The following is a 19671-nucleotide window of genomic DNA, read 5'->3' on the forward strand; positions in this document are numbered from 1 at the left end:
GGGTGGTGCGGTGGTGCTGGGCAGGGCTTTTCGACGGATTCCCATGGCGAAGCGCCTTAAGACCCGCAGGGGAGGGGTGCTTAAGGCGCAATGCATTAGTGAAACCTTATATTTAAGGTTTATGGTTGGGGGTTTGAGGTTAGATGCCGTTCTTTTCGGCGTATTCGGCGGCGGTGAGCAGCGGGCCCACCTCAGTGACCTCAACCTCGAACAGCCAGCCGGCGGTGAACGGGTCACCATTGATGATGGCGCAGTCGTCCAAGACCTCCTGGTTCACCGCGGTGACCGTGCCCGTGACCGGGGAATACAGGTCGGACACGGACTTGGTGGATTCCACCTCACCGCAGGTTTCGCCGGCCTCCACGGAGTCGCCCACCTGCGGCAGGTCGGCGAATACGATCTCGCCCAGCCGGTCGGTGGCGACGGACGTGATGCCCACCTTCACCTTGGCGCCCACGGCCTTGTCGGCGGTGGTGTCGATCCATTCGTGATCGTCGGAGTAGGAATAATTCTCAGGCAATGACATAGGGGGAGCCTTTCAAAAGTAGATGATTCTGGTTGGGATTCTAGCTGGTCGTTACTTGGCCCGGGAGTAAAATGGGAGTTTTACCACCTCAAACGGGTATTTCTTTCCCCGAATGTCCGCCTCCAGCTTGGTGCCGGGTTCCGCGAGTGCCGTATCCACATAGGCCAAGGCGATCGGGTGACCAAGCGTGGGGGAGGGTTGCCCGGAGGTGACCTCGCCTACCACGGTGCCGTCCGCGTCGAACAGTTCGGCGTGGGCGCGGGCTGCCCGCCGGCCGGTGGAGGTCAACCCCACCAGGATCCGGGTTGGCGGGGTGCCGGACAGCAGTTTCTCCTTGGCCACGAAATCCCCCTCCTTCTTCTTGCCCACCAGGACGCCCAGGCCGGCGTCGATCGGGGTGAGCGTCAGGTTCAGCTCGTTGCCGTAGAGCGGCATGCCCGCCTCCAGGCGCAACGAATCCCGGGCGGCCAGGCCGGCTGGCTTCAGGCCGAACTCGTCACCGGCCTGCAGGATCCGTTCCCACAGATCCGCGGCACCCGCGTTGGGGAGGAATAATTCGAACCCGTCTTCCCCGGTGTAGCCAGTGCGGGCCAGCAGCACCTCGTGGCCGGCCACCGTGACCGGTGCGGCGGAATAATATTTCATTTCTTTGACAATCTGGCCATCCGCTTCGTTGGTGAGCGTAACCAATAATGCTTCCGCATTGGGTCCCTGCACCGCGATCAGGGCGGTGTCGGTGGATTCATTGACGAGCTCCACATCAAACTTGGCTGCCCGATCCACAAACGCCTGGAACACGGTTTCGGCGTTCCCCGCATTGGGCACCACCAGGAATTCGTTCTCGCCCAGGCGGTAGGTGATGAGATCGTCGATGATATGCCCATCCTCGTTGACGATCATCGAATACTTGGCCTTGCCCACCTTAATAATGGACAGGTGAGAGATCAGCGCGTAATCCAAGAACGCGCCGGCGTCGGGGCCGGTCACCCGGATTTCGCCCATGTGGGAGAGGTCGAACAGGCCACAGGCGGTGCGAACAGCCTGGTGCTCTTCCAGCTCGTTACCGTATTTGAGCGGCATGTTCCACGGGCCAAAGGCGGTGAAGGAAGCGCCCAGCTTCTCGTGCTCGGCATGGAGGGGGGACTGACGAAGTTCGGTCATGGGTTTCTTAATTCTTTCTTCTTGGGAAAAGTTTTCATGTGGTGCAGGTTCCGGCCGCCAGGCACTGGGCTACTCGCCGGATGGGCCCAGCGGCCGGAACCAGCGAAAGACCAGCGGCGGCTAGTCGTCGATGTTGAACGCTTCGGGTGGCGGGCAGGAGCACACGAAGTGCCGGTCGCCGAACGCCTCATCAATGCGGCGCACCGGCGGGAAATACTTCACGCCCTGCCGCAGGGACGTCACCGGGTAGGCGGCCTGCCGCCGGCTGAATGCATAGCCCCACTCGTCGTCGGACACCGACTCGGCGGTGAATGGGGCGTGATGCAGCACGGACTCTTCGAATGTGATGCTTCCCTGGGCGATCTCCTCGATCTCGGCGCGGATGCTGCGCATGGCGGCAATAAACCGATCCAACTCGGCCTTATCCTCCGACTCGGTGGGCTCCACCATGAGCGTGCCCGCCACCGGGAACGAAAGGGTGGGGGCGTGGAAACCATAATCCACCAGGCGTTTTGCCACATCCGTGGCGGACACGCCGGTGTCGTGCTCCAGGCCGCGCAGGTCGAAGATGCATTCGTGGCCCACCAGGTCGTTCTTGCCGGTGTAGAGCACCGGGAAGGAGTCGGACAATTCCTTTGCCAGATAGTTGGCGTTTAACACGGCGGTTGCAGAGGCCCGCTCCAGGCCCTCGGCGCCCATCATGGCGACATACGCCCAGGCGATGGGCACCACGCCGGCCGAACCATAGCGGGCCCCCGAGGTCGGCACCCCAATATTGATGGGGGTTTCCTTGGTGAGATCGACCGCATTGGCGTCGGTAGGCAGGAACGGCACCAAATGCTCTGCCACCGCCACCGGTCCCACGCCTGGGCCGCCGCCACCGTGTGGAATGCTGAACGTCTTGTGCAGATTCAGGTGGGAAACATCGCCCCCGAATTCGCCCGGGCGTGCGATACCGGTCAGGGCGTTCAGGTTAGCACCGTCGATATACACCTGACCGCCGACGGCGTGCACCTTTTGGCACACCTCCCGTACCGTGTCCTCAAACACCCCGTGGGTGGACGGGTAGGTAATCATAATGCCGGCAATGTTGTCCGCATGCTTTTCCAGCTTGGCGTCCAAATCGCCCAGGTCAATGGAGCCGTCCGGGGCGGTGGCCACCACCACAACCCGAAGCTTCGCCAGGGTTGCCGAGGCGGCATTGGTGCCGTGGGCGGATTGCGGAATGAGAATGATGTCTCGCTGATGCTCACCATTGGCCTGGTGATAGCGTCGAATAGCGAGCAGGCCGGCAAGCTCACCCTGCGAACCTGCGTTCGGTTGCACCGAAACTTTCGCATACCCAGTGATCTCCGCGAGCCACTCCTCCATTTCGTCGAGCAGCGCCCGCCACCCGGCGGTCTGCGAATCGGGCGCATACGGGTGCACGTTGGCGAACTCCGGCCAGGTGATCGGCTCCATACCGGTGGTCGGGTTCAGCTTCATGGTGCACGACCCCAGCGGGATCATGGTGCGATCCAACGCCAAATCCTTGTCCTTCAACTCCCGCAGGTAGCGCAGCATTTGGGTCTCCGAATGCACCGACGAGAAAATGGGGTGCGTCAAGGTTTCCGTGGTGCGCGGCAGCGGCAGCGGGCGGGCCTCCGACTCGGTTGCGGTGGCACCGAACAACTGTGCGAGCTTTTCGACGTCCTCCCGGGTGGCGCCCTCGCCAAACGACACCGAAACCTTCGAATCCCCCAGGGAACGCACCAGGTAGCCGGCCTCCGCCGCGGCAGCCACAATCGCCGGGGCATCACACTCCACCGTCACCGTGTCGAAAAAGTTTTCGTGCACCACCTTATCGCCCACGGCCTGGGCAAAATCGGAAGCATACTGGTGCACCCGCTCGGCAATCGCCCGCAAACCGGCCGGGCCATGCCAAATGGCGTACATGGCGGCGCACACCGCCAACAGCGCCTGGGCGGTACAAATATTACTGGTGGCTCGCTCCCGGCGAATATGCTGCTCCCGGGTTTGCAGGGCCAGGCGGTAGGCGGGGCGGCCTTCGGCATCCTTCGACACGCCAACAATCCGGCCGGCCAACTGGCGCTTCAACTTGTCAGTGACCGCCATGAACGCGGCGTGCGGGCCGCCGAAAAACAGGGGCACACCAAACCGTTGCGACGAACCCACCGCAATATCCGCCCCCAAGGTGCCGGGGGACTCCAACAATTGCAGGGCCAGAAGATCCGTGGCGATCGCGGCCAGGCCACCCCGGGAATGAATATCCTCAATGGCGCCGCGAACATCGACAATATCCCCCTCGGTGCCGGGGTAGGCCAACACCACGCCAATCAGTGACTCGCCCACCACACCGCTGGAAACGTCGGCGATTTCTACCTCCAAGCCCAGGGTGCGGGCCCGTTCGGTGGTTACCGCCACAACCTGCGGGTGCAGGCGGCGATCCAAAATAACCCGATTACCCTTCTTATTGGTGCGGGCCATGAGCCCCACAGCCTCAGCCACCGCGGTGGCCTCATCGAGCAGCGACGCATTAGCGATGGGCAGGCCGGTGAGTTCCTGCACCATGGTTTGGAAGTTCAATAATGCTTCCAGCCGTCCCTGGGAGATTTCCGGCTGATATGGGGTGTAGGCCGTGTACCAGCCTGGATCCTCCACTACATTCCTACGGATAACCGGCGGGGTGATCGTGTCAAAATAGCCTTGGCCATAAAATGATTGAAGCACCACGTTCTGCTGCGCATAACTGCGGAGCTTCCGTAGTGCTTCTTCTTCGGTGAGGGCCGGTCCGAGGGCGAGCGTGGTGGTGCGAATATCCTCCGGGACCGCGGCGTCGATAAGCGCTGCTAGTGTGGGGTAACCAACACTGCCGAGCATCTCGGCCGTTTCCTTGCTGTCGGGGCCGATATGGCGATCAGAATAACTGGCGGGCGTCATAACGTGACGGACTCCCTTCAAAAAGACCAAATTTATAGTGATTTACATCATTATACCGTCATAATGTAGTCAATATCTGGTTTCTGGATGACTGTCTGATTTCCCGAGGCACTCGCACAGGGGGACAAGACTAGCCATGTTCCCACAGATATAGCACTATTTTGGGTATGCGCTTGTCCGAATCTGTTGTTTACACCACCACAGCCATGAGTTCTATCGTGTTGTGTTGCGTGCTTTTCCTCAGCGGATCCGCCGCTGTACCGCCGTCGCTTATCGACGAGCAACCCACAGCCGCCAGCCCCGACCCCATAGACGCCGAAACCCCAGCACCCGACGACACCACAACCATGGCAGCCAACCCCACCACCCTCGGGGAAGCCCTGGGAGTGGGCGACGGCACCTTCGACCCCACGGTGGACGGCTTTCACCTCTTCGACCCCTGCGCCGAAATCACCACCGAACAATGGGAAAAACTCGGGTGGAAACCACTGCCCGGCCAACAAGTCCGGTCCGATGCGGACCGCAAATTCTGCACCTTCATCCCCGCCACCGACCGGCCCGAATGGGTAACTGGCTTCGCTGAATCCGATGTGCTAGACCAGCGGCAACTCGACCAGCAAGGCCTGCTCATCACCGATGTGAAGGTCACCGCCCCCGATGGCTTCTACCTGTATAAATTCAGCAAGGACGAAAACGAATTCTTCTGCTCCGCGGCAGTAGCCACCAGCCGCGGCCGGGTGAGCTTCACCTTCGGCGCCAACCCGGACATCCCCACCGAAAAGAAACGCACCTGCCAGGTAGCGGCCGACATGCTGCGGGACATCCTCGAATTACCGCCGGCGGCTACGCAATAAAAACCGGCGCCGCAGCGGGTCACGCCAGGTGCCGGTTTCGTCAATTCGAAATCTTACAGGTCAAGATCAGCGGCGAAATTGCCGGTCTCAAGCCGATCCTTAATGGTGGCGGTGAACCGGCCGGCGTCGGCACCATCAACCACCTGGTGGTCATACGTAAACGGCATATAGCACATCTGGCGGATGGCGATGGCGTCGGCGCCATCCACCGAAACCACCACCGGCCGCTTCTGAATAGCAGCCGTGCCCAAGATACCGGCCTGCGGCGGCACCAGGATCGGGGTGTCCGACAGCGCGCCCTCGGAACCAATATTGGTGATCGTGAAGGTGGCGCCGAACAATTCGGTGGGCTTGAGCTTATTATTCCGGGCCCGATCCGCCAGGTCGGCAATGGCCTGGGCGATCTGCGGCAACGTCAGCTCCTGGGCCTTGTGGATTACCGGGGTGAGCAGGCCCCGCGGAGTATCCACGGCAATGGCCACATTCACATCCTCGTGGTAGGTCATTTCCTTGGTCTCGGCGTTATACGACGCATTCACGTTCGGATGGCTGACCAAAGCCTCCACCACGGCCTTCACGAAGAACGGCAGGTACGTCAGGTTCACCCCATGCTTCGCCTGGAACTGTGGCTTGGACTGCTTCCGCAGTTCGGCAATCCGGGTCATATCCACCTCTTGCAGGTGCGTGAGCTGGGCAGACAGCTGGAGTGCCTCCACCATCTTGGCGGCGGTGATCTCCCGAATCCGGTTCACCTTCTTGGTGGTGCCAATCAGCTCTGCCTTGGCCGGATCCACGGACTTGGTGGACCAGTTTGCCCGCGGACCGGTCGGCTCGGCAGGTGCCTGGGCAGCCGGTGCCTCCGCGGCGGCGGGTGCCTGTGCCGCAGCCGCAGCAGCCAACACATCCTGCTTACGGATCCGCCCACCAATGCCGGTGCCGGTCACCGTGGTCAGATCAATGCCATGCTTGTCGGCCAGCTTGCGCACGAGCGGTGTCACATACGGCAGCTTCTTGCCGGCATTTACCTTTGCCGCCGGTGCTGCTGGGGTGGTCGGCGCTGGTGTCGGAGCAGGTGTGGGCTCTGGCTTGGGTGCTGGGGCCGGTGCTGCCGGGGCCGGGGTGGGTTCGGGTTGTGGCTCCGGGGTCGGTGCCGGTGCGGCGGGAGCGGGGGCGGCGTTCTTGTCGCCGATGCGGGCAATAACATCACCCACCTCAACCGTGTCATCCTCTTCGAACAAAATTTCTACGATGGTGCCGGCGATGGGGGAGGGGACCTCCGTGTCGACCTTGTCCGTCGACACCTCAAGCAGCGCCTCATCCACCGCGACGGTGTCTCCCACCGACTTCAACCACTGGGTAATGACGCCCTCGGTGACCGACTCGCCCAACTCCGGCATCACCACATCGACGGCGCCCGAGGTGGCAGGCGCAGCCGGTGCGGCGGGTGTTGCAGGTGCGGCGGCGGCCGGGGCCGGCTCCGGTTCAGCAGGTGCGGCCGGGGCTGCCGGCGTGGTGGCCGGGGCCTCACCAGCGTCACCGATGATCGCAATCACATCACCGACCTCAATGGTGTCGTCTTCCTCGGCGCGGATCTCCAGCAAAACACCGGCGACCGGGGACGGCACCTCCGTATCCACCTTGTCGGTAGAAACCTCAAGCAACGGTTCATCAACCGAAACCGTGTCCCCTACAGCCTTCAACCACTGTGTGATCGTGCCTTCAGTAACTGATTCGCCCAGCTCGGGCATCACAACGGAGTGTGCCATTGTTGTTATGACTCCTAGAAAAGCTTGTTGTATAGACTCTTAATACCCCTATGAGAGTACCTTTTTTACACGCGTCATGTGACTTTTACCATCAGCCACTGAAAAATAATTCCCCCTACAATTGTCTATCGTGTTCAATCTCTTTCGCAGAAAACGTACCAACTCCAGCAACAAACCAGTTCGCGGCCCCGGTGAAACTATCCGCAAGGCCGACCTGGAATACCTCAAACAATGGGCCAACGACCGGGCCATGATCGAAGCCTTTGTGGAACCGGAAACCCTAGTGAACGAAATGTCCGTCGTGCTTGTCGACGTCACCGGGGATTTTACCCGCCGCAACATTGGCGGCCCCAAAGGCATCGACGTCATAGCGAAAGAGCTAGATGTGCCAATATATGACGTGGAAGAAACCGGCTACCCACCCCGAATGCGGCAAAAAATTGAACGCGATCGACTCCTCAAAAAGCGGGAAGAACAGCGGAAACGCCGCGAAAAATTCGAACGCGGCGAAACCTAACGTCGAAAAGCCCCTAGATGCTGGACAAGAATTCGACAAGCGTGCGAACCGGCACCCCAGTCCCCCGTGCGGGGGTAAAGCCATGGGGGGTGGATGTGTTAAACGCCGGCCCAGCAATGTCCACATGCGCCCACTGGATGGGGGGCTTTACGAACTCCCGCAAGAAACACGCGGCCGACAACATGCCGCCGTGCCGCTTCGGCGTCGCATTCCGCAAATCCGCCACCGGTGACTTCACCGCCTCCGCCAACTCCTCCGGCAGCGGCATCGCCCACGCCGGCTCATCAACCTCACGGCCAATATGCGCCAACTGCTCCGCTAACTCCGCATCACCCATCACCCCGGACGTCCGATCCCCCAACGCCACAATCTGCGCGCCAGTCAACGTCGCCACATCAATCAACACATCCGGCTCCTTCTCGCTCGCAAACGCCAGCGCATCCGCCAACACCAGCCGCCCCTCCGCATCAGTATTGAGAATTTCCGTGGTCTTCTCGCCATAATGGGTGATGACATCCCCCGGCCGGTAAGCCGCACCACCTGGCATATTCTCCGCCAACGCCACCGTCGCCGTCACCGCGACCGGCAACTGCAACCGTGCCGCAGCCACCACCGTCGCCACCACCGCAGCAGACCCACCCATATCCGAAATCATGTTCTCCATGTTGGCCGCCGGCTTCATCGAAATCCCGCCCGTATCAAACGTGATTCCCTTGCCGACAAGCGACACATGCTTCTTCGCATCCGCCGGCCAATACCGCAACTGCACCAACCGTGGCTTCCGCGCCGACCCCGACCCCACGGCCAGAATCCCCCCAAACCCCTGCTCCTTCAACTTCGTCTCATCCCAGCACTGAAAGCCCAGATCATAGTTCTGGGCAATAGTGCTCAACGCCGTAGCATATGTTTCGGGATACAAATGCGACGACGGTGTATTCACCAAATCCCGAGCAAAATTCACCGACTCGGCCACCACCAGCGCCCGCTGGCATGCCGCCTTATCCTCCTTCCGACAAAGCACCTCGATGCGCTTCACCGGTTGAGTCGCCGCCGGCACATCATGCTTGAACCCAAAATACTTATACGACCCCAACAATGCCCCCGCCACCGCGGCGGTCGGATCAAGCGTCTCAAAATCCACCATGAATGCCGTATCCATCCCGGTGAGCGACCTGGCCATCAGACCACAAGCCCGACGCACCGTTTCCGCAGTGCAATCGTGGAAACTCCCCAACCCCACCGCAACCGCGAAATACGAATCATCCCCCTCCGAAATCGGTATTCGTACCACCTCGCCATACCGACCAGTAGCCCCCATAGCCAGAAGCATCGGCCGCAGCCTATCCGCATGAGGCATCCGCTCCGCCCATTCCTCATCGTAATCCGTGAAAAACGGCACCACCAGCGCCTCATAATGCTTCGAGAACTTTGAAGTAACCGTCACCTTGGTGTGCGCACCCGACGCCGGCAACACCCGACAACCAATTGCAGACGGACCAGCCATAAAAACCTCCAAACCAAAACTACTTACGCAAAACTGAAACCCACCCTACCCGCATCCCACCACAACCGTCGCCCAAAATCTCGACACAACCACTTGCATGCCCAGCCAACAGGAGTAAGTTTTTCTACCATGATTACTTTCACGCGCACCCCCAACCCCAATCCTGTCCCAGACGAACAAGTCGCCGAACACCTCGCCAACCCCGGATTCGGCAAATATTTCACCGACCACATGGTCACCATTGACTGGGACCAGGAACACGGTTGGCACAACGCCCAAGTCACCGCCCACCACAACCTAGAGCTTCCGCCCGCCACCAGCGTTCTCCACTACGGGCAGGCCATCTTCGAAGGCATCAAAGCCTATCGCCAACCCGACGGCAGCATCAAAACCTTCCGGCCCGAAGAAAACGCCGTCCGTTTCCAACGCTCCGCCAACCGGCTCGCCATGCCGGAACTCCCCGCCGACCTCTTCATCGAATCCCTCCGCCAAATCGTCGACATCGACCAGCGCTGGGTACCGGCCGCCGGCGGGGAAGCAGCCCTCTACCTGCGCCCCTTCATGATCGCCACCCAACCCACCCTAGGGGTCAGCCCCTCCACCACCTACACCTACGCCGTCATCGCCGCCCCCGCCGGCGCCTACTTCACCGGTGGCGTGAAACCCGTCTCCGTGTGGCTATGCGAAGACTACGTCCGGGCCGCCCCCGGTGGCACCGGCGCCGCTAAATTCGCCGGCAACTACGCTGCCTCCCTCGCCGCCCAAGCCCAAGCTGCCGAAAAAGGCTGCGACCAGGTTGTCTGGCTCGACGCCCACGAACACAAATACATTGAAGAAATGGGCGGCATGAACCTCATGTTCGTCTACGCCGGCACCAATGGGGCCGCCCCCACCATTGTCACCCCCAAACTATCGGGATCCCTCCTGTCCGGCATAACCCGCAAATCCCTCCTCCAAGTCGCCATCGACCTGGGCTACAACTCCGAAGAACGCACCATCTCCACCGATGACTGGCGCACCGGAGTCGAAACCGGCGACATCATCGAAAGCTTCGCCTGCGGCACCGCCGCCGTCATCACCCCAGTCGGCGAAGTGAAATCCGCCCACGGGGATTTCATCATCAACAACAACGAGGCCGGAGCAATCACCATGCAACTACGCGAACACCTCACCGGCATCCAACACGGCACCACCCCAGACACCCACAACTGGATGCACACCCTGGTCCCAGCCTCATAACCACCACAATCCACAACGCCGCAGGCGGGCAGCAAACCCCACATGCTGTCTCCCCGCGGCATTTATTCTGCCACGGCGCGTGACGACGCCCTACAGCACCATCCAACACGCAAACACCGTGGCCGTAACCTCTATCACAAAACCGCACGTGTCCCCATTCAGGCCAGCAAACCGGCGATGACAATGCCGGGCCAACACCACAGCCACCACAATCGCCACCAATAGCCCCGATACCGGCCGCCACCACGGGACGTCGACAAGCAGCATCAACGGCACAACCACCACCCACCACGCCACGACCCACCACGCCGACGCCGTCCCAATAATCATTGCGCCAAACCCATTTGGCCGCATCGGCTGAAACCCCCGCCACGCCACCACAATCCCACATATCCGACCCGCCACCGGCACAAAAAACACCAACTGCCAAGGCAGATCCGCCATCGCCGCTGCCTGTGCCAACAACGCCAACAAGGCCGACCCCATCCCGATCAACCCCGCATGCGGATCCGCCAAAATCTCCCGAGCCTTCTCCGGGGCAGCATACGAACCCAACGCATCCGCCACATCAGCCAACCCATCCATATGCATAAACCGGGTCACCAACTGGCAGGCGATAACCACCAGCACCCCAGCGAGCATGCCATTCGTCCCCAAGGCATCCAACCCCCACCGCACCCCAGCGGCAACACCCCCCACCACCAACCCCACCACCGGCAAATTCGCTATAACCCGCGCCCCCGTTATCCGATCAAACGCCTGGGCGCTCCCACGAACCGGAAGCACCGTCAACCACGACAACGCGGTCGCCGGCCCCTCAATCACCGCCGGACCATGGGTGCCAGCCTGCAACTTGGCCTTACCGCTCACCGACCACTCATTCCTTATTCGACACCTGCGCCGACTCAAACGTGGCCATATCATTCATGATATTTGTGGCCATGCGCACCAGCGGAAACGCTGCCGCAGCCCCCGAGCCCTCACCCAGGCGCAACCCCAAATCCAACAGCGGCTCCAACTTGAGTGACTCCAACGCAAACGTGTGAGCCGGCTCCGCCGACCGATGCCCCGCCTGCATCCACGCCCGCGCGCCGGGGGCCAACCGCTCCGCCAGCAGGGCCGCCGCCGTCACCACCACACCGTCCAACACAATGGGGGTGCGGCGCACCGCCGACTGCGCCAGGAACGCGGCCATGGCGGCCAGCTCCGGGGAGGTCACCTTGCGCATGAGTGTGAGCACGTCCCCCTTGTCCTTCCGGGCCCTAAACATGGCGTCCCGCACCACCGCAACCTTGCGTTTCCACCCCTCATCGTTTACACCCGAACCCCGACCGGTCACTACCACCGGCTCCTGCCCGGTCAACAGCCCAATAATCACCGCCGATGGGGAGGTGTTCCCGATTCCCAGGTCACCGGCCATGAGCAGGTCCGCACCATTGTCGACCTCTTCATCGGCGATTCGCTTTCCGACGTTAATAGCCGCCACCAATTCCGCCTCGGTCATGGCATCCTCGATATCAATGCTGCCGCAGGAACGACGCACCCGCTCCTGGAGCCCAACCACATCCACATCTTCATCGTGGTCGAGGGAAATGTCCACCACCCGAATCCCAATGCCGGACTCGTTGGCAATCGCATTAATGCCGCCGCCACCAGCCTTAATGTTGGCCGCCATTTGGATCGATACTTCCTTCGGGTAGGGGGATACCTTTTTCGTGGCAACCCCATGGTCGCCGGCGAATATCACCATGCGTGGCTGGGTGAGCTTTTTCGGCGGCACCTGGTCTTGGCAGGAAGCAAGCCACACACCTAAATCCTCCAGGCGTGCCAACGATCCCGTGGGTTTGGTGAGGGTGAGCTGAAATTCCCGGGCGGCGTCGGCGGCCTTGAGGCTCGGCGGGGTGACCTTGGGGAAAAACTCGGCTGGTTGCATGAGAAACGACCTTTCTTTCATTGATAACAACTAATGATGCAATATAGTTGTGGGAATTATTGATAGCTGAAGGTTTGAGGTGAGGGACCCGGGAGCGGCGGCTATAAGGCTATAACCAGCGGCTCTGGGTCGATGAACCACCGATCACCTGCCGATGAACCGGCTGGTCAACCGGCCGAATACCAGCTGCTTACCAGTTGCCTACCGGCTGGGCTTTAGCTGGAGCGGCAGCCCGGCCACAACAAAAAACACCTGGTCGCAGGCCTGGGCGACCTGGGCGTTGAGAAACCCCAGCTCGTCCCGGAAGAGTCGACCCGCCCGGTGCTCGGGAATGATTCCCATGCCCACCTCTGGGCTAACAATAATCAAATCCCGGTGTGGAGGGAATGCCGCAATGCCTTTGACAAGGTCGGCGTAGTGGGCCGCCATGGTGCCGCGGGGGCAGTCCCAGGCATGATGGGCGTCGATCGTGTGCGTGACCCAAGTACCCAAATCGTCAACCAGAATGGTTGCTTCGGGGGTAGTAGCATGTAGCACTTCAATTACATCTTTTTGGTCTTCGGTGCGCCATGCGGGTGGTCTGCGGTTTTGATGTTGGTGGATTCGCTCGGCGAAGTCAGCATCGTTCGACCAGGGGCGGGCGGTAGCCACATACAGACAATCAGTGGTTATAACCAGTTGTTCGGCGAAGGCAGATTTGCCCGATCGGGCACCGCCTAGAATAAGAGTCCGCATTCCTATGCCACCTGATCGCCAACCTTTACCCGGGGCTTAGGGGTGCGCCAGCGCCGGGGTTGGGAGGCACGGCCAAAGGCATAAAACCCAATGCTTGTACCACGTTCTGTGGTGTTGGGGAACTTCTCCTTGACCAATCGGTGAGCCTTGCGGCCCAGAATGACGGCCTCGATAAAAAATATGAGCATTATCACCATTGAGGTGAGTGAGAGGATAGGCGACACCGTTGGGTATCGGGTGGCGATCGTCAAAAGGATCAAGAGGATGAGCGCAAACGGCATGACCATGGTGTTCAGGTACCGACCCGAGTCCACCAAATCGCGCACAAAAGCCCGCTCTGGGCCCTTGTCGCGCTCTAACAGGTAGCGGGGGTCACCCTCGTCCATGCCCCGCTGGGCAGCCTGTCGGCGCGCCTTCTGGGCGGCTTTTGCGTCGGCCTTATACTGTTTCCATTCCTCCTTGGACATGGAGGCCTTGAGCTCTTTGCGTTTCTTCCGCGCCTCGGAATACGACTCTGCCGGTGTGAACCGAGCCTCAAAGCTTCCCTCTTTGCGCTGGGCGGCGTTGCGTTTGGGGGTGGCATGTCCTTTTTTTGGGGTGTATGCCTTGGATGGTTGAGAAGAATTCACCAACATAGCGTACCCAGAAATGGGGTACAAACGACAACGACGGCGGCAAGAGAGAATTTTCACATTCCGAAAATGTGAATAAAACGGCAGTGTGATTTTAGCAATCACATCACAACTTACGAAATCGTGCAAGGTGGTCATTACCAGTGAATATGACCCCATTTTTAATGGCAATATTTCCGAGAAAATTAGTTACGGGGGTAAAAAGGAGGGGAGTTGGGGGGAAAATCTGGCCATGGTCCTCTGGACAATTTCCAGAAAGGGGGCATAATGGGGCGCAAGAAACTTTTTGCTTTAATTATGAGGAGTAACCATGACAGCACCTACATCAAATACTGGTGTTATCTTAACCGAAGCTGCTGCCGCCAAGGCCAAGGCTTTGCTGGAGCAAGAAGGACGAAATGACCTAGCCTTGCGCATTGCCGTCCAACCCGGGGGCTGCGCCGGCCTTCGCTACCAGCTGTTTTTCGATGATCGAGAACTGGACGGGGACAAGATCGACTTGATTGGTGGTGTTTCCCTGGTGGTCGACAAGATGAGCATTCCTTACCTGAACGGGGCTCGCATCGATTTCGCTGACACCATTGAATCCCAAGGCTTTACCATCGAGAACCCCAATGCCGGTGGTTCATGCTCTTGCGGGGATTCCTTTAACTAAGGCAAAAAGGAATCCGGTGCCACATTGGGACACCGGATTTTTTCTGCAAAGATGTAGCAGATTTGATGTAATTACGACGGGTTCGGCCTTGGGTGGGCGTCGGCAAGCTTCGTCGATAAGCTTTATCGCGCCCACCCTATGCGTTAGCTTAGGAAACCTAGAGGTAGACCGGGTATTCTTTTTCCTCAATGCCGGGGTCGATCCGCTTTTCCACGAAAATGCCGTACCAGATCATGAACGCCAACACGGTCCACAGGCGGCGGGAATGGTCGATCACCTCGTTGCGGTGCTCCTGCATCATCTCCACGAGTGCCTTCTTATTGAAGATATCGTCGGTCTGGGAATCGTTGATGGTATCCAACGCCCAGCCGAAGAGTTCATCGCTGGCCAACCAATGCCGCATTGGCACCGGGAAGCCCAGCTTGCGGCGGTTGAGCACGTGGGCCGGCACAATCTGTTCCATGGCCTTCCGCAACGCATATTTGGTGGTGCCGTGGGAAACCTTCAGGTCATAGGGGATGGTTTCCGCAACCTCAAAGACCACCTTGTCGAGGAACGGCACGCGCAGCTCCAACGAGTGGGCCATATTGATCTTGTCGGCCTTGACCAAAATATCGCCCCGCATCCACGTGAACAAGTCCAGGTGTTGCATGCGGGCCACCGGATCCATGTGGGTGGATTGGGCATAGATTGGGGCGGTGACCTCGCGGTGATCCCATTCGCGGGTGGCCCACGGAATGACCCGCTGCATTTGCTCGAAATTGAACGAGCGGGCATTGCCGTAATAGCGTTCCTCCATGGTCATGGATCCGCGTTCTAGCAGCGACTTCCCCTTCACACCGTGCGGCAGCATTTCGGACAGGTAGTGCATGCCTTTCCGCAGCGGGGAGGGCATATATTCGAACGGTTTGAGCGACAACGGTTCCTTGTAGATCGTGTAGCCACCGAACAGCTCGTCCGCGCCCTCGCCGGAGAGCACCACCTTGACGTGCTTGCGGGCCTCCTGGGCCACGAAATAGAGGGGCACGAGCGACGGGTCCGCCACGGGGTCGTCAAGGTACCACATGATCTTCGGAATTGCATTGACGTATTCCTCCGGCGACACGATCTTCACGATGTGCTCCACGCCGATTGCCTTGGCCGACTCGGCGGCAACATCCACCTCGGAATAGCCCTCGCGTTCGAAACCGGTGGTGAACGTGAGCAGGTTCGGGTTATGACGCTTCGCCAGTGCAGCGATGGCGGTCGAGTCGATGCCACCAGAAAGGAATGATCCGACGGTCACATCGGCCCGCATATGCTTTTCGACGCTGTCTTCTAAGGCTCGGGCAATGCGGTCGAATAAATCCTGTTCCTTGGATTTCGGCACAAACTGGGCCGGGAATTGCGGCCGGAAATAGCGCGTTTGTTTCAATTCGCCACCCGGTTGAACGATCGCGGTGCAACCGGATTCCAGGCGACGAATGCCCTTATGCAGACTCTCTGGTTCAGGCACATATTGCAGGTCGATATAGTGTTCGACGGCGTGCTTGTCGAGTTCCAACAACAGGCCGATATCGTCGGCCATCTCCAGGATGCATTTCTTTTCCGAGGCGAAAACCGTGCCCTTGTCCGTGGTGGCGTAGTACAGGGGCTTAATGCCAAAGGGGTCACGCGCGAGGAAGAGCTGCCTTTCCACACTGTCCCAAATGGCAATGCCGAACATGCCACGCAGGTGTCGAACCACGTCGGCACCCCAGTGATGGTAGCCCACGACTATGGGCTCCCCGTCGCCTTCGGTATTGAAGGCATAGCCGAGTTCGGTGAGTTCTTTGCGCAGCTCAATGTAGTTGTAAATCTCGCCATTGAAAGTCATGGCGTAGCGATCGGGTTGGTCCGCTGGTCCCCATCGAAGCGGCTGGTGGGAATGCTCTAGGTCGATGATGGAAAGGCGGTTAAAACCAAACACTGCGTCGTCATCATGCCAGGTGCCTGCTTCATCCGGTCCGCGGTGGCGCATGCATGGCAAGGCCGTTTCGATTGCATCCACAAACTGGGCGGCATTACTGTTTGCGGTAAGCATGCCAAGAAGTCCACACATAAAAAGCGGAATCCTCCTTTATAAGTAATGAGGGTTATTAAGGTATCCGCATAAGGGTACTCCTATATTGCGACCAATATGGTCGACGGGGGCACTTATTCGGGTAGTTTTATAAAAGCAGTTTTGCTATGATTGCGGTGAGCTTCATGCTAATTTTGCTGCTAGCAACTTTGCGACGGGGGTAATATCCGGGCAAGATTGTGGGCATACAAAAGGTTGATAAAGCAAAAATCGCCTGTGATTTGAATTACAACTGGGTGGGGTTCGGGTGGAGGGGAAAGGGGAAACCTACTCAAAACACCTAGAAAACGCATAATGTGGCTATAGTTACCCCTTTTAGGTGTCTTGCCAATAAATTCAAAGTTCCTGAAAACCCGTGACAATGCAGTATTCTGCGATAAGAGACGTGGTTAAAGACTGACTATAGGAAGGCAGACGCGCGTGGAACAGCAGCACAAGCGTAAGGCAGTGCTAGGTGGCTTGCTCGGGCTTGGTGGCCTGATGCTGGCCGGTTGTGATGTCGATGCTCCGGGTGGGGCATTGGGGTGGTTCCTGGGAATGGGCTGGCCCAAAGGCATTACCCCCGAAGCAACAGCCATGTACAACTTTTGGGAATGGGTGTGGGTAGTCGCCTGGACTATCGGCTTTATCATGTGGGGCCTGTTTATCTATGGCATGTTCGCCTGGTCCGCCAAGCGAGCCAAGAAAGCCGGCAAAGACGAATTCCCCCGCCAAACCCAATATAATATTCCCCTGGAACTGGTGCTGACCATCTTCCCGATCATCATCGTGATGGGCCTGTTCTTCTTCACCGTCCAAACCCAGGAGAAAGTCACCGCCCTGGACAAAGATCCCAAGGTGACCGTGGACGTGACCGCCTACCAGTGGAACTGGAAGTTCGGTTACCAGAAAGTTGCCCCGGAGCTTACCGCTGACGGTCAGGAATATGTGGGTACCGATGAGGAACGGCAGAAGCTCGCCGAGGAAAGCAAGGTCGACCCCAACGGCAAGAACCCCATCAATGGCCGGTCCAAGTCTGATGTGTCCTACCTGCACTTCAATAAGATCGAAACCCTGGGCACCACCCAGGAAGTGCCGGTGTTGGTGCTTCCCTCGAATACACCCATCGAGTTCCAATTGGCCTCCGCCGATGTGAGCCACTCCTTCTGGGTGCCGGAGTTCTTGTTCAAGCGAGACACCTATAACCACCCCGAAGAAAATAAGCAGGAACGTCGCTTCCAGGTGGAAAAGATCGAAAAGGAAGGCGCCTTTGTGGGGCGGTGTGCTGAAATGTGCGGCACCTATCACGCCATGATGAACTTCGAACTGCGGGTTGTATCCCCGGAGAAGTTCACCCAATACCTGGAATACCGCAAGCAAAACCCCAACGCTTCCAATGCGGATGCCCTGGAGTCCATCGGCGAGCCCGGCTATGCCACAAGCACCGAGCCGTTTAACTCCAACCGCGATACCCGCAATGGCGATAACTTCGTCGAGAATACCGCTAGCTAAGGAGAATTAATTATGCGTGGTGGCGCAAAGATCATGTATTCAATGGCGGTCTTCTTAGTGATCGTCTCTGTGCTCTACTTCTTGGGCACGATGTACATTAACGACTCCGGTAACCTGTATCGGGCCGGTGGCGGCAGCTACAACTACGAATGGGCTGGTGGCGTCTCTATCGTTCTGGCCGGCGCCCTGGCATTGATGTTGGGCGGGTACTTGCACTTTACGGAAAAGCGTATCGACGTGCTCCCCGAAGACTGGGAGGAGGCCGAAATTGCCGACGGTTCTGGTACCCTGGGCTTCTTCTCACCGCATTCCATTTGGCCATTCGCCATGTCGATGGCCGTGGCAGTTTTGGGTTTCGGCATTGTCTTTATGCACTATTGGCTCATTGCCTTGGGCGCGATATTTTTGATCTACACCACCGTCATGCTCAACCTGCAATACGGGTTGCCTAAGGAAAAACACTAACTCACGTCTTCTATCGTAACTGCCTCACAACCGCCTGACTAGCAAGAATGCTACAGGCGGTTGCGGCATATTCACCGACTCGGTTTGTATAAGGTCGCGTCGGATGGGGGGACGAAAAAGTTCCCATTACACTTTTGGGCGGATTTTGGGGGGATTTTAGGGGGGAGAAAAATGCAAAAACCCGAGGTAGGAAAGGGGCAAACAAAAGTTTGATTCTTGGGTTTTTACCCTCCACCTGGATATGAGATGAATCACATTAAATTTGCGTCGAATATCTAGAAATATCCCCCGAACTATGATTGTCCCTGTCGCCTAGCGCTCATGTGCTACCGTTGTGACCTGCAAAAACTTTGCGTCGTATCGAATGGTGAAAAAGTTCCCGTCAATTTTGAAACGACAAAACGGGGGGAGAGTCAAATAATCTGATTAATGAATACAAAAATTCGACCAGAATAGGCGGGGGCAAAAAATGACTCTGGGAGCGTAACCAGACATACTAGAGAGCGTGACGAGCGCAATTGGAAACCCAGAGGGGGCAGCTGCACCCCGTGTCGCGGCACTGAATCGACCGAATATCGTCAGTGTCGGCACGATCGTGTTCCTGTCCCAGGAATTAATGTTCTTTGCCGGTCTATTTGCGATGTACTTCACCTCGCGGGCCAATGGCATAGGGAACGGATCGTGGAAAGAAGGGGCGGCACACCTGAATGTGCCCTATGCAATGGTGATTACCGCCATCCTGATTTCTTCCTCCGTGACCGCGCAGCTTGGTGTCTTTGCAGCAGAACGTGGCGATGTATTTGGTCTTCGCCGTTGGTATCTTTTGACCATTGTGTTAGGCGCCACCTTCCTGGTGGGGCAGGGATATGAGTATTACCACCTCATTGAACATGGTCTCACCATCCCCAGCAGCGTGTACGGCTCTGCCTTCTACATCACTACTGGCTTCCACGCGGCACACGTGCTGGCCGGTGTGCTGGCCTTCGTGGTGGTGATGCTGCGGATCGCAAAGGCGAAATTCACCCCGGCGCAGGCAACGGCAGCCATGGTGGTGTCCTACTACTGGCACTTCGTGGATGTCGTGTGGATCGGCTTGTTTATCACCATTTACTTCATTCAGTAGGCCGTATCGGCCACAACGAAAAGCAATTT

General features: G+C 58.6%; 17 protein-coding genes. 7 read left to right on the forward strand and 10 right to left on the reverse strand.

Annotated features, from left to right (window positions below; all coding sequences use genetic code 11):
• Positions 1-139: 139 nt before the first annotated feature.
• From gcvH to gcvP, 3 genes are all read right to left on the reverse strand, one after another.
• Positions 140-526, reverse strand: coding sequence for a glycine cleavage system protein GcvH (gene gcvH, locus HBA49_RS03665; protein ID WP_005526617.1), 387 nt, complete (start codon positions 524-526; stop codon positions 140-142).
• Positions 527-577: 51 nt separating this feature from the next.
• Complete coding sequence (gene gcvT / locus HBA49_RS03670; RefSeq protein ID WP_005526159.1) at positions 578-1687, reverse strand: glycine cleavage system aminomethyltransferase GcvT; 1110 nt, start codon at positions 1685-1687, stop codon at positions 578-580.
• A gap of 120 nt (positions 1688-1807) precedes the next feature.
• Complete coding sequence (gene gcvP / locus HBA49_RS03675; RefSeq protein ID WP_050773701.1) at positions 1808-4627, reverse strand: aminomethyl-transferring glycine dehydrogenase; 2820 nt, start codon at positions 4625-4627, stop codon at positions 1808-1810.
• A gap of 167 nt (positions 4628-4794) precedes the next feature.
• Here gcvP and HBA49_RS03680 point away from each other — a divergent pair, with 167 nt between their 5' ends.
• On the forward strand, positions 4795-5481 hold the full coding sequence (locus HBA49_RS03680; RefSeq protein WP_040431899.1) for a DUF3558 family protein: 687 nt from the start codon (positions 4795-4797) through the stop codon (positions 5479-5481).
• Between the two features lie 53 nt (positions 5482-5534).
• On the opposite strand, the gene sucB is transcribed toward HBA49_RS03680, so the two are convergent.
• On the reverse strand, positions 5535-7247 hold the full coding sequence (sucB, locus tag HBA49_RS03685) for a 2-oxoglutarate dehydrogenase, E2 component, dihydrolipoamide succinyltransferase (protein WP_005525953.1): 1713 nt from the start codon (positions 7245-7247) through the stop codon (positions 5535-5537).
• A 130-nt stretch (positions 7248-7377) separates the two neighbouring features.
• Between sucB and HBA49_RS03690 the strand changes: the two genes are divergently transcribed.
• Complete coding sequence (locus tag HBA49_RS03690) at positions 7378-7764, forward strand: hypothetical protein (protein WP_005526054.1); 387 nt, start codon at positions 7378-7380, stop codon at positions 7762-7764.
• A gap of 13 nt (positions 7765-7777) precedes the next feature.
• Here the strand turns inward: HBA49_RS03690 and HBA49_RS03695 are convergent, their stop codons facing one another.
• A complete protein-coding gene (locus HBA49_RS03695) occupies positions 7778-9268 on the reverse strand; it encodes a leucyl aminopeptidase (protein WP_005526466.1) in 1491 nt (496 codons plus the stop codon).
• A gap of 129 nt (positions 9269-9397) precedes the next feature.
• Here HBA49_RS03695 and HBA49_RS03700 point away from each other — a divergent pair, with 129 nt between their 5' ends.
• Complete coding sequence (locus tag HBA49_RS03700) at positions 9398-10507, forward strand: branched-chain amino acid aminotransferase (RefSeq protein ID WP_005526331.1); 1110 nt, start codon at positions 9398-9400, stop codon at positions 10505-10507.
• Positions 10508-10597: 90 nt separating this feature from the next.
• Here HBA49_RS03700 and HBA49_RS03705 read toward each other — a convergent pair whose 3' ends face one another.
• From HBA49_RS03705 to HBA49_RS03720, 4 genes are all read right to left on the reverse strand, one after another.
• Entirely contained in the window at positions 10598-11377 is a 780-nt protein-coding gene (locus HBA49_RS03705) for an adenosylcobinamide-GDP ribazoletransferase (RefSeq protein ID WP_005526441.1), read from the reverse strand.
• Positions 11378-11384: 7 nt separating this feature from the next.
• Positions 11385-12440, reverse strand: coding sequence for a nicotinate-nucleotide--dimethylbenzimidazole phosphoribosyltransferase (gene cobT / locus HBA49_RS03710; RefSeq protein WP_005526548.1), 1056 nt, complete (start codon positions 12438-12440; stop codon positions 11385-11387).
• A 201-nt stretch (positions 12441-12641) separates the two neighbouring features.
• Positions 12642-13175, reverse strand: a complete 534-nt coding sequence (gene cobU, locus HBA49_RS03715; RefSeq protein ID WP_005525803.1) for a bifunctional adenosylcobinamide kinase/adenosylcobinamide-phosphate guanylyltransferase — start codon at positions 13173-13175, stop codon at positions 12642-12644.
• 2 nt (positions 13176-13177) lie between these two features.
• Positions 13178-13804, reverse strand: coding sequence for a DUF3043 domain-containing protein (locus HBA49_RS03720; RefSeq protein ID WP_225866005.1), 627 nt, complete (start codon positions 13802-13804; stop codon positions 13178-13180).
• A gap of 313 nt (positions 13805-14117) precedes the next feature.
• On the opposite strand from HBA49_RS03720, the gene HBA49_RS03725 reads away from it, so the two are divergent.
• Complete coding sequence (locus tag HBA49_RS03725; RefSeq protein WP_005521765.1) at positions 14118-14462, forward strand: HesB/IscA family protein; 345 nt, start codon at positions 14118-14120, stop codon at positions 14460-14462.
• A 157-nt stretch (positions 14463-14619) separates the two neighbouring features.
• On the opposite strand, the gene asnB is transcribed toward HBA49_RS03725, so the two are convergent.
• The gene (asnB, locus tag HBA49_RS03730; protein WP_005525599.1) at positions 14620-16542 is read right to left on the reverse strand and encodes an asparagine synthase (glutamine-hydrolyzing); all 1923 of its coding nucleotides are present in this window, start codon (positions 16540-16542) and stop codon (positions 14620-14622) included.
• 441 nt (positions 16543-16983) lie between these two features.
• Between asnB and ctaC the strand changes: the two genes are divergently transcribed.
• The 3 genes from ctaC (at position 16984) to ctaE (ending at position 19642) form a co-directional block, all read left to right on the forward strand.
• Complete coding sequence (ctaC, locus tag HBA49_RS03735; protein ID WP_005525758.1) at positions 16984-18054, forward strand: aa3-type cytochrome oxidase subunit II; 1071 nt, start codon at positions 16984-16986, stop codon at positions 18052-18054.
• Positions 18055-18066: 12 nt separating this feature from the next.
• Entirely contained in the window at positions 18067-18519 is a 453-nt protein-coding gene (ctaF, locus tag HBA49_RS03740) for an aa3-type cytochrome oxidase subunit IV (RefSeq protein ID WP_005521772.1), read from the forward strand.
• 505 nt (positions 18520-19024) lie between these two features.
• A complete protein-coding gene (gene ctaE / locus HBA49_RS03745) occupies positions 19025-19642 on the forward strand; it encodes an aa3-type cytochrome oxidase subunit III (protein ID WP_040431896.1) in 618 nt (205 codons plus the stop codon).
• The last annotated feature ends 29 nt before the right edge of the window (positions 19643-19671 follow it).

Source organism: Corynebacterium matruchotii, from assembly GCF_011612265.2.
Lineage (GTDB): Bacteria > Actinomycetota > Actinomycetes > Mycobacteriales > Mycobacteriaceae > Corynebacterium > Corynebacterium matruchotii.

Coding starts and splice junctions, on each gene's coding strand:
- gcvH (WP_005526617.1), bottom strand. CDS start 526: ATGTCATTGCCTGAGAATTATTCCTACTCCGACGATCACGAATGGATC.
- gcvT (WP_005526159.1), bottom strand. CDS start 1,687: ATGACCGAACTTCGTCAGTCCCCCCTCCATGCCGAGCACGAGAAGCTG.
- gcvP (WP_050773701.1), bottom strand. CDS start 4,627: ATGACGCCCGCCAGTTATTCTGATCGCCATATCGGCCCCGACAGCAAG.
- HBA49_RS03680 (WP_040431899.1), top strand. CDS start 4,795: ATGCGCTTGTCCGAATCTGTTGTTTACACCACCACAGCCATGAGTTCT.
- sucB (WP_005525953.1), bottom strand. CDS start 7,247: ATGGCACACTCCGTTGTGATGCCCGAGCTGGGCGAATCAGTTACTGAA.
- HBA49_RS03695 (WP_005526466.1), bottom strand. CDS start 9,268: ATGGCTGGTCCGTCTGCAATTGGTTGTCGGGTGTTGCCGGCGTCGGGT.
- HBA49_RS03700 (WP_005526331.1), top strand. CDS start 9,398: ATGATTACTTTCACGCGCACCCCCAACCCCAATCCTGTCCCAGACGAA.
- cobT (WP_005526548.1), bottom strand. CDS start 12,440: ATGCAACCAGCCGAGTTTTTCCCCAAGGTCACCCCGCCGAGCCTCAAG.
- cobU (WP_005525803.1), bottom strand. CDS start 13,175: ATGCGGACTCTTATTCTAGGCGGTGCCCGATCGGGCAAATCTGCCTTC.
- HBA49_RS03725 (WP_005521765.1), top strand. CDS start 14,118: ATGACAGCACCTACATCAAATACTGGTGTTATCTTAACCGAAGCTGCT.
- asnB (WP_005525599.1), bottom strand. CDS start 16,542: ATGTGTGGACTTCTTGGCATGCTTACCGCAAACAGTAATGCCGCCCAG.
- ctaF (WP_005521772.1), top strand. CDS start 18,067: ATGCGTGGTGGCGCAAAGATCATGTATTCAATGGCGGTCTTCTTAGTG.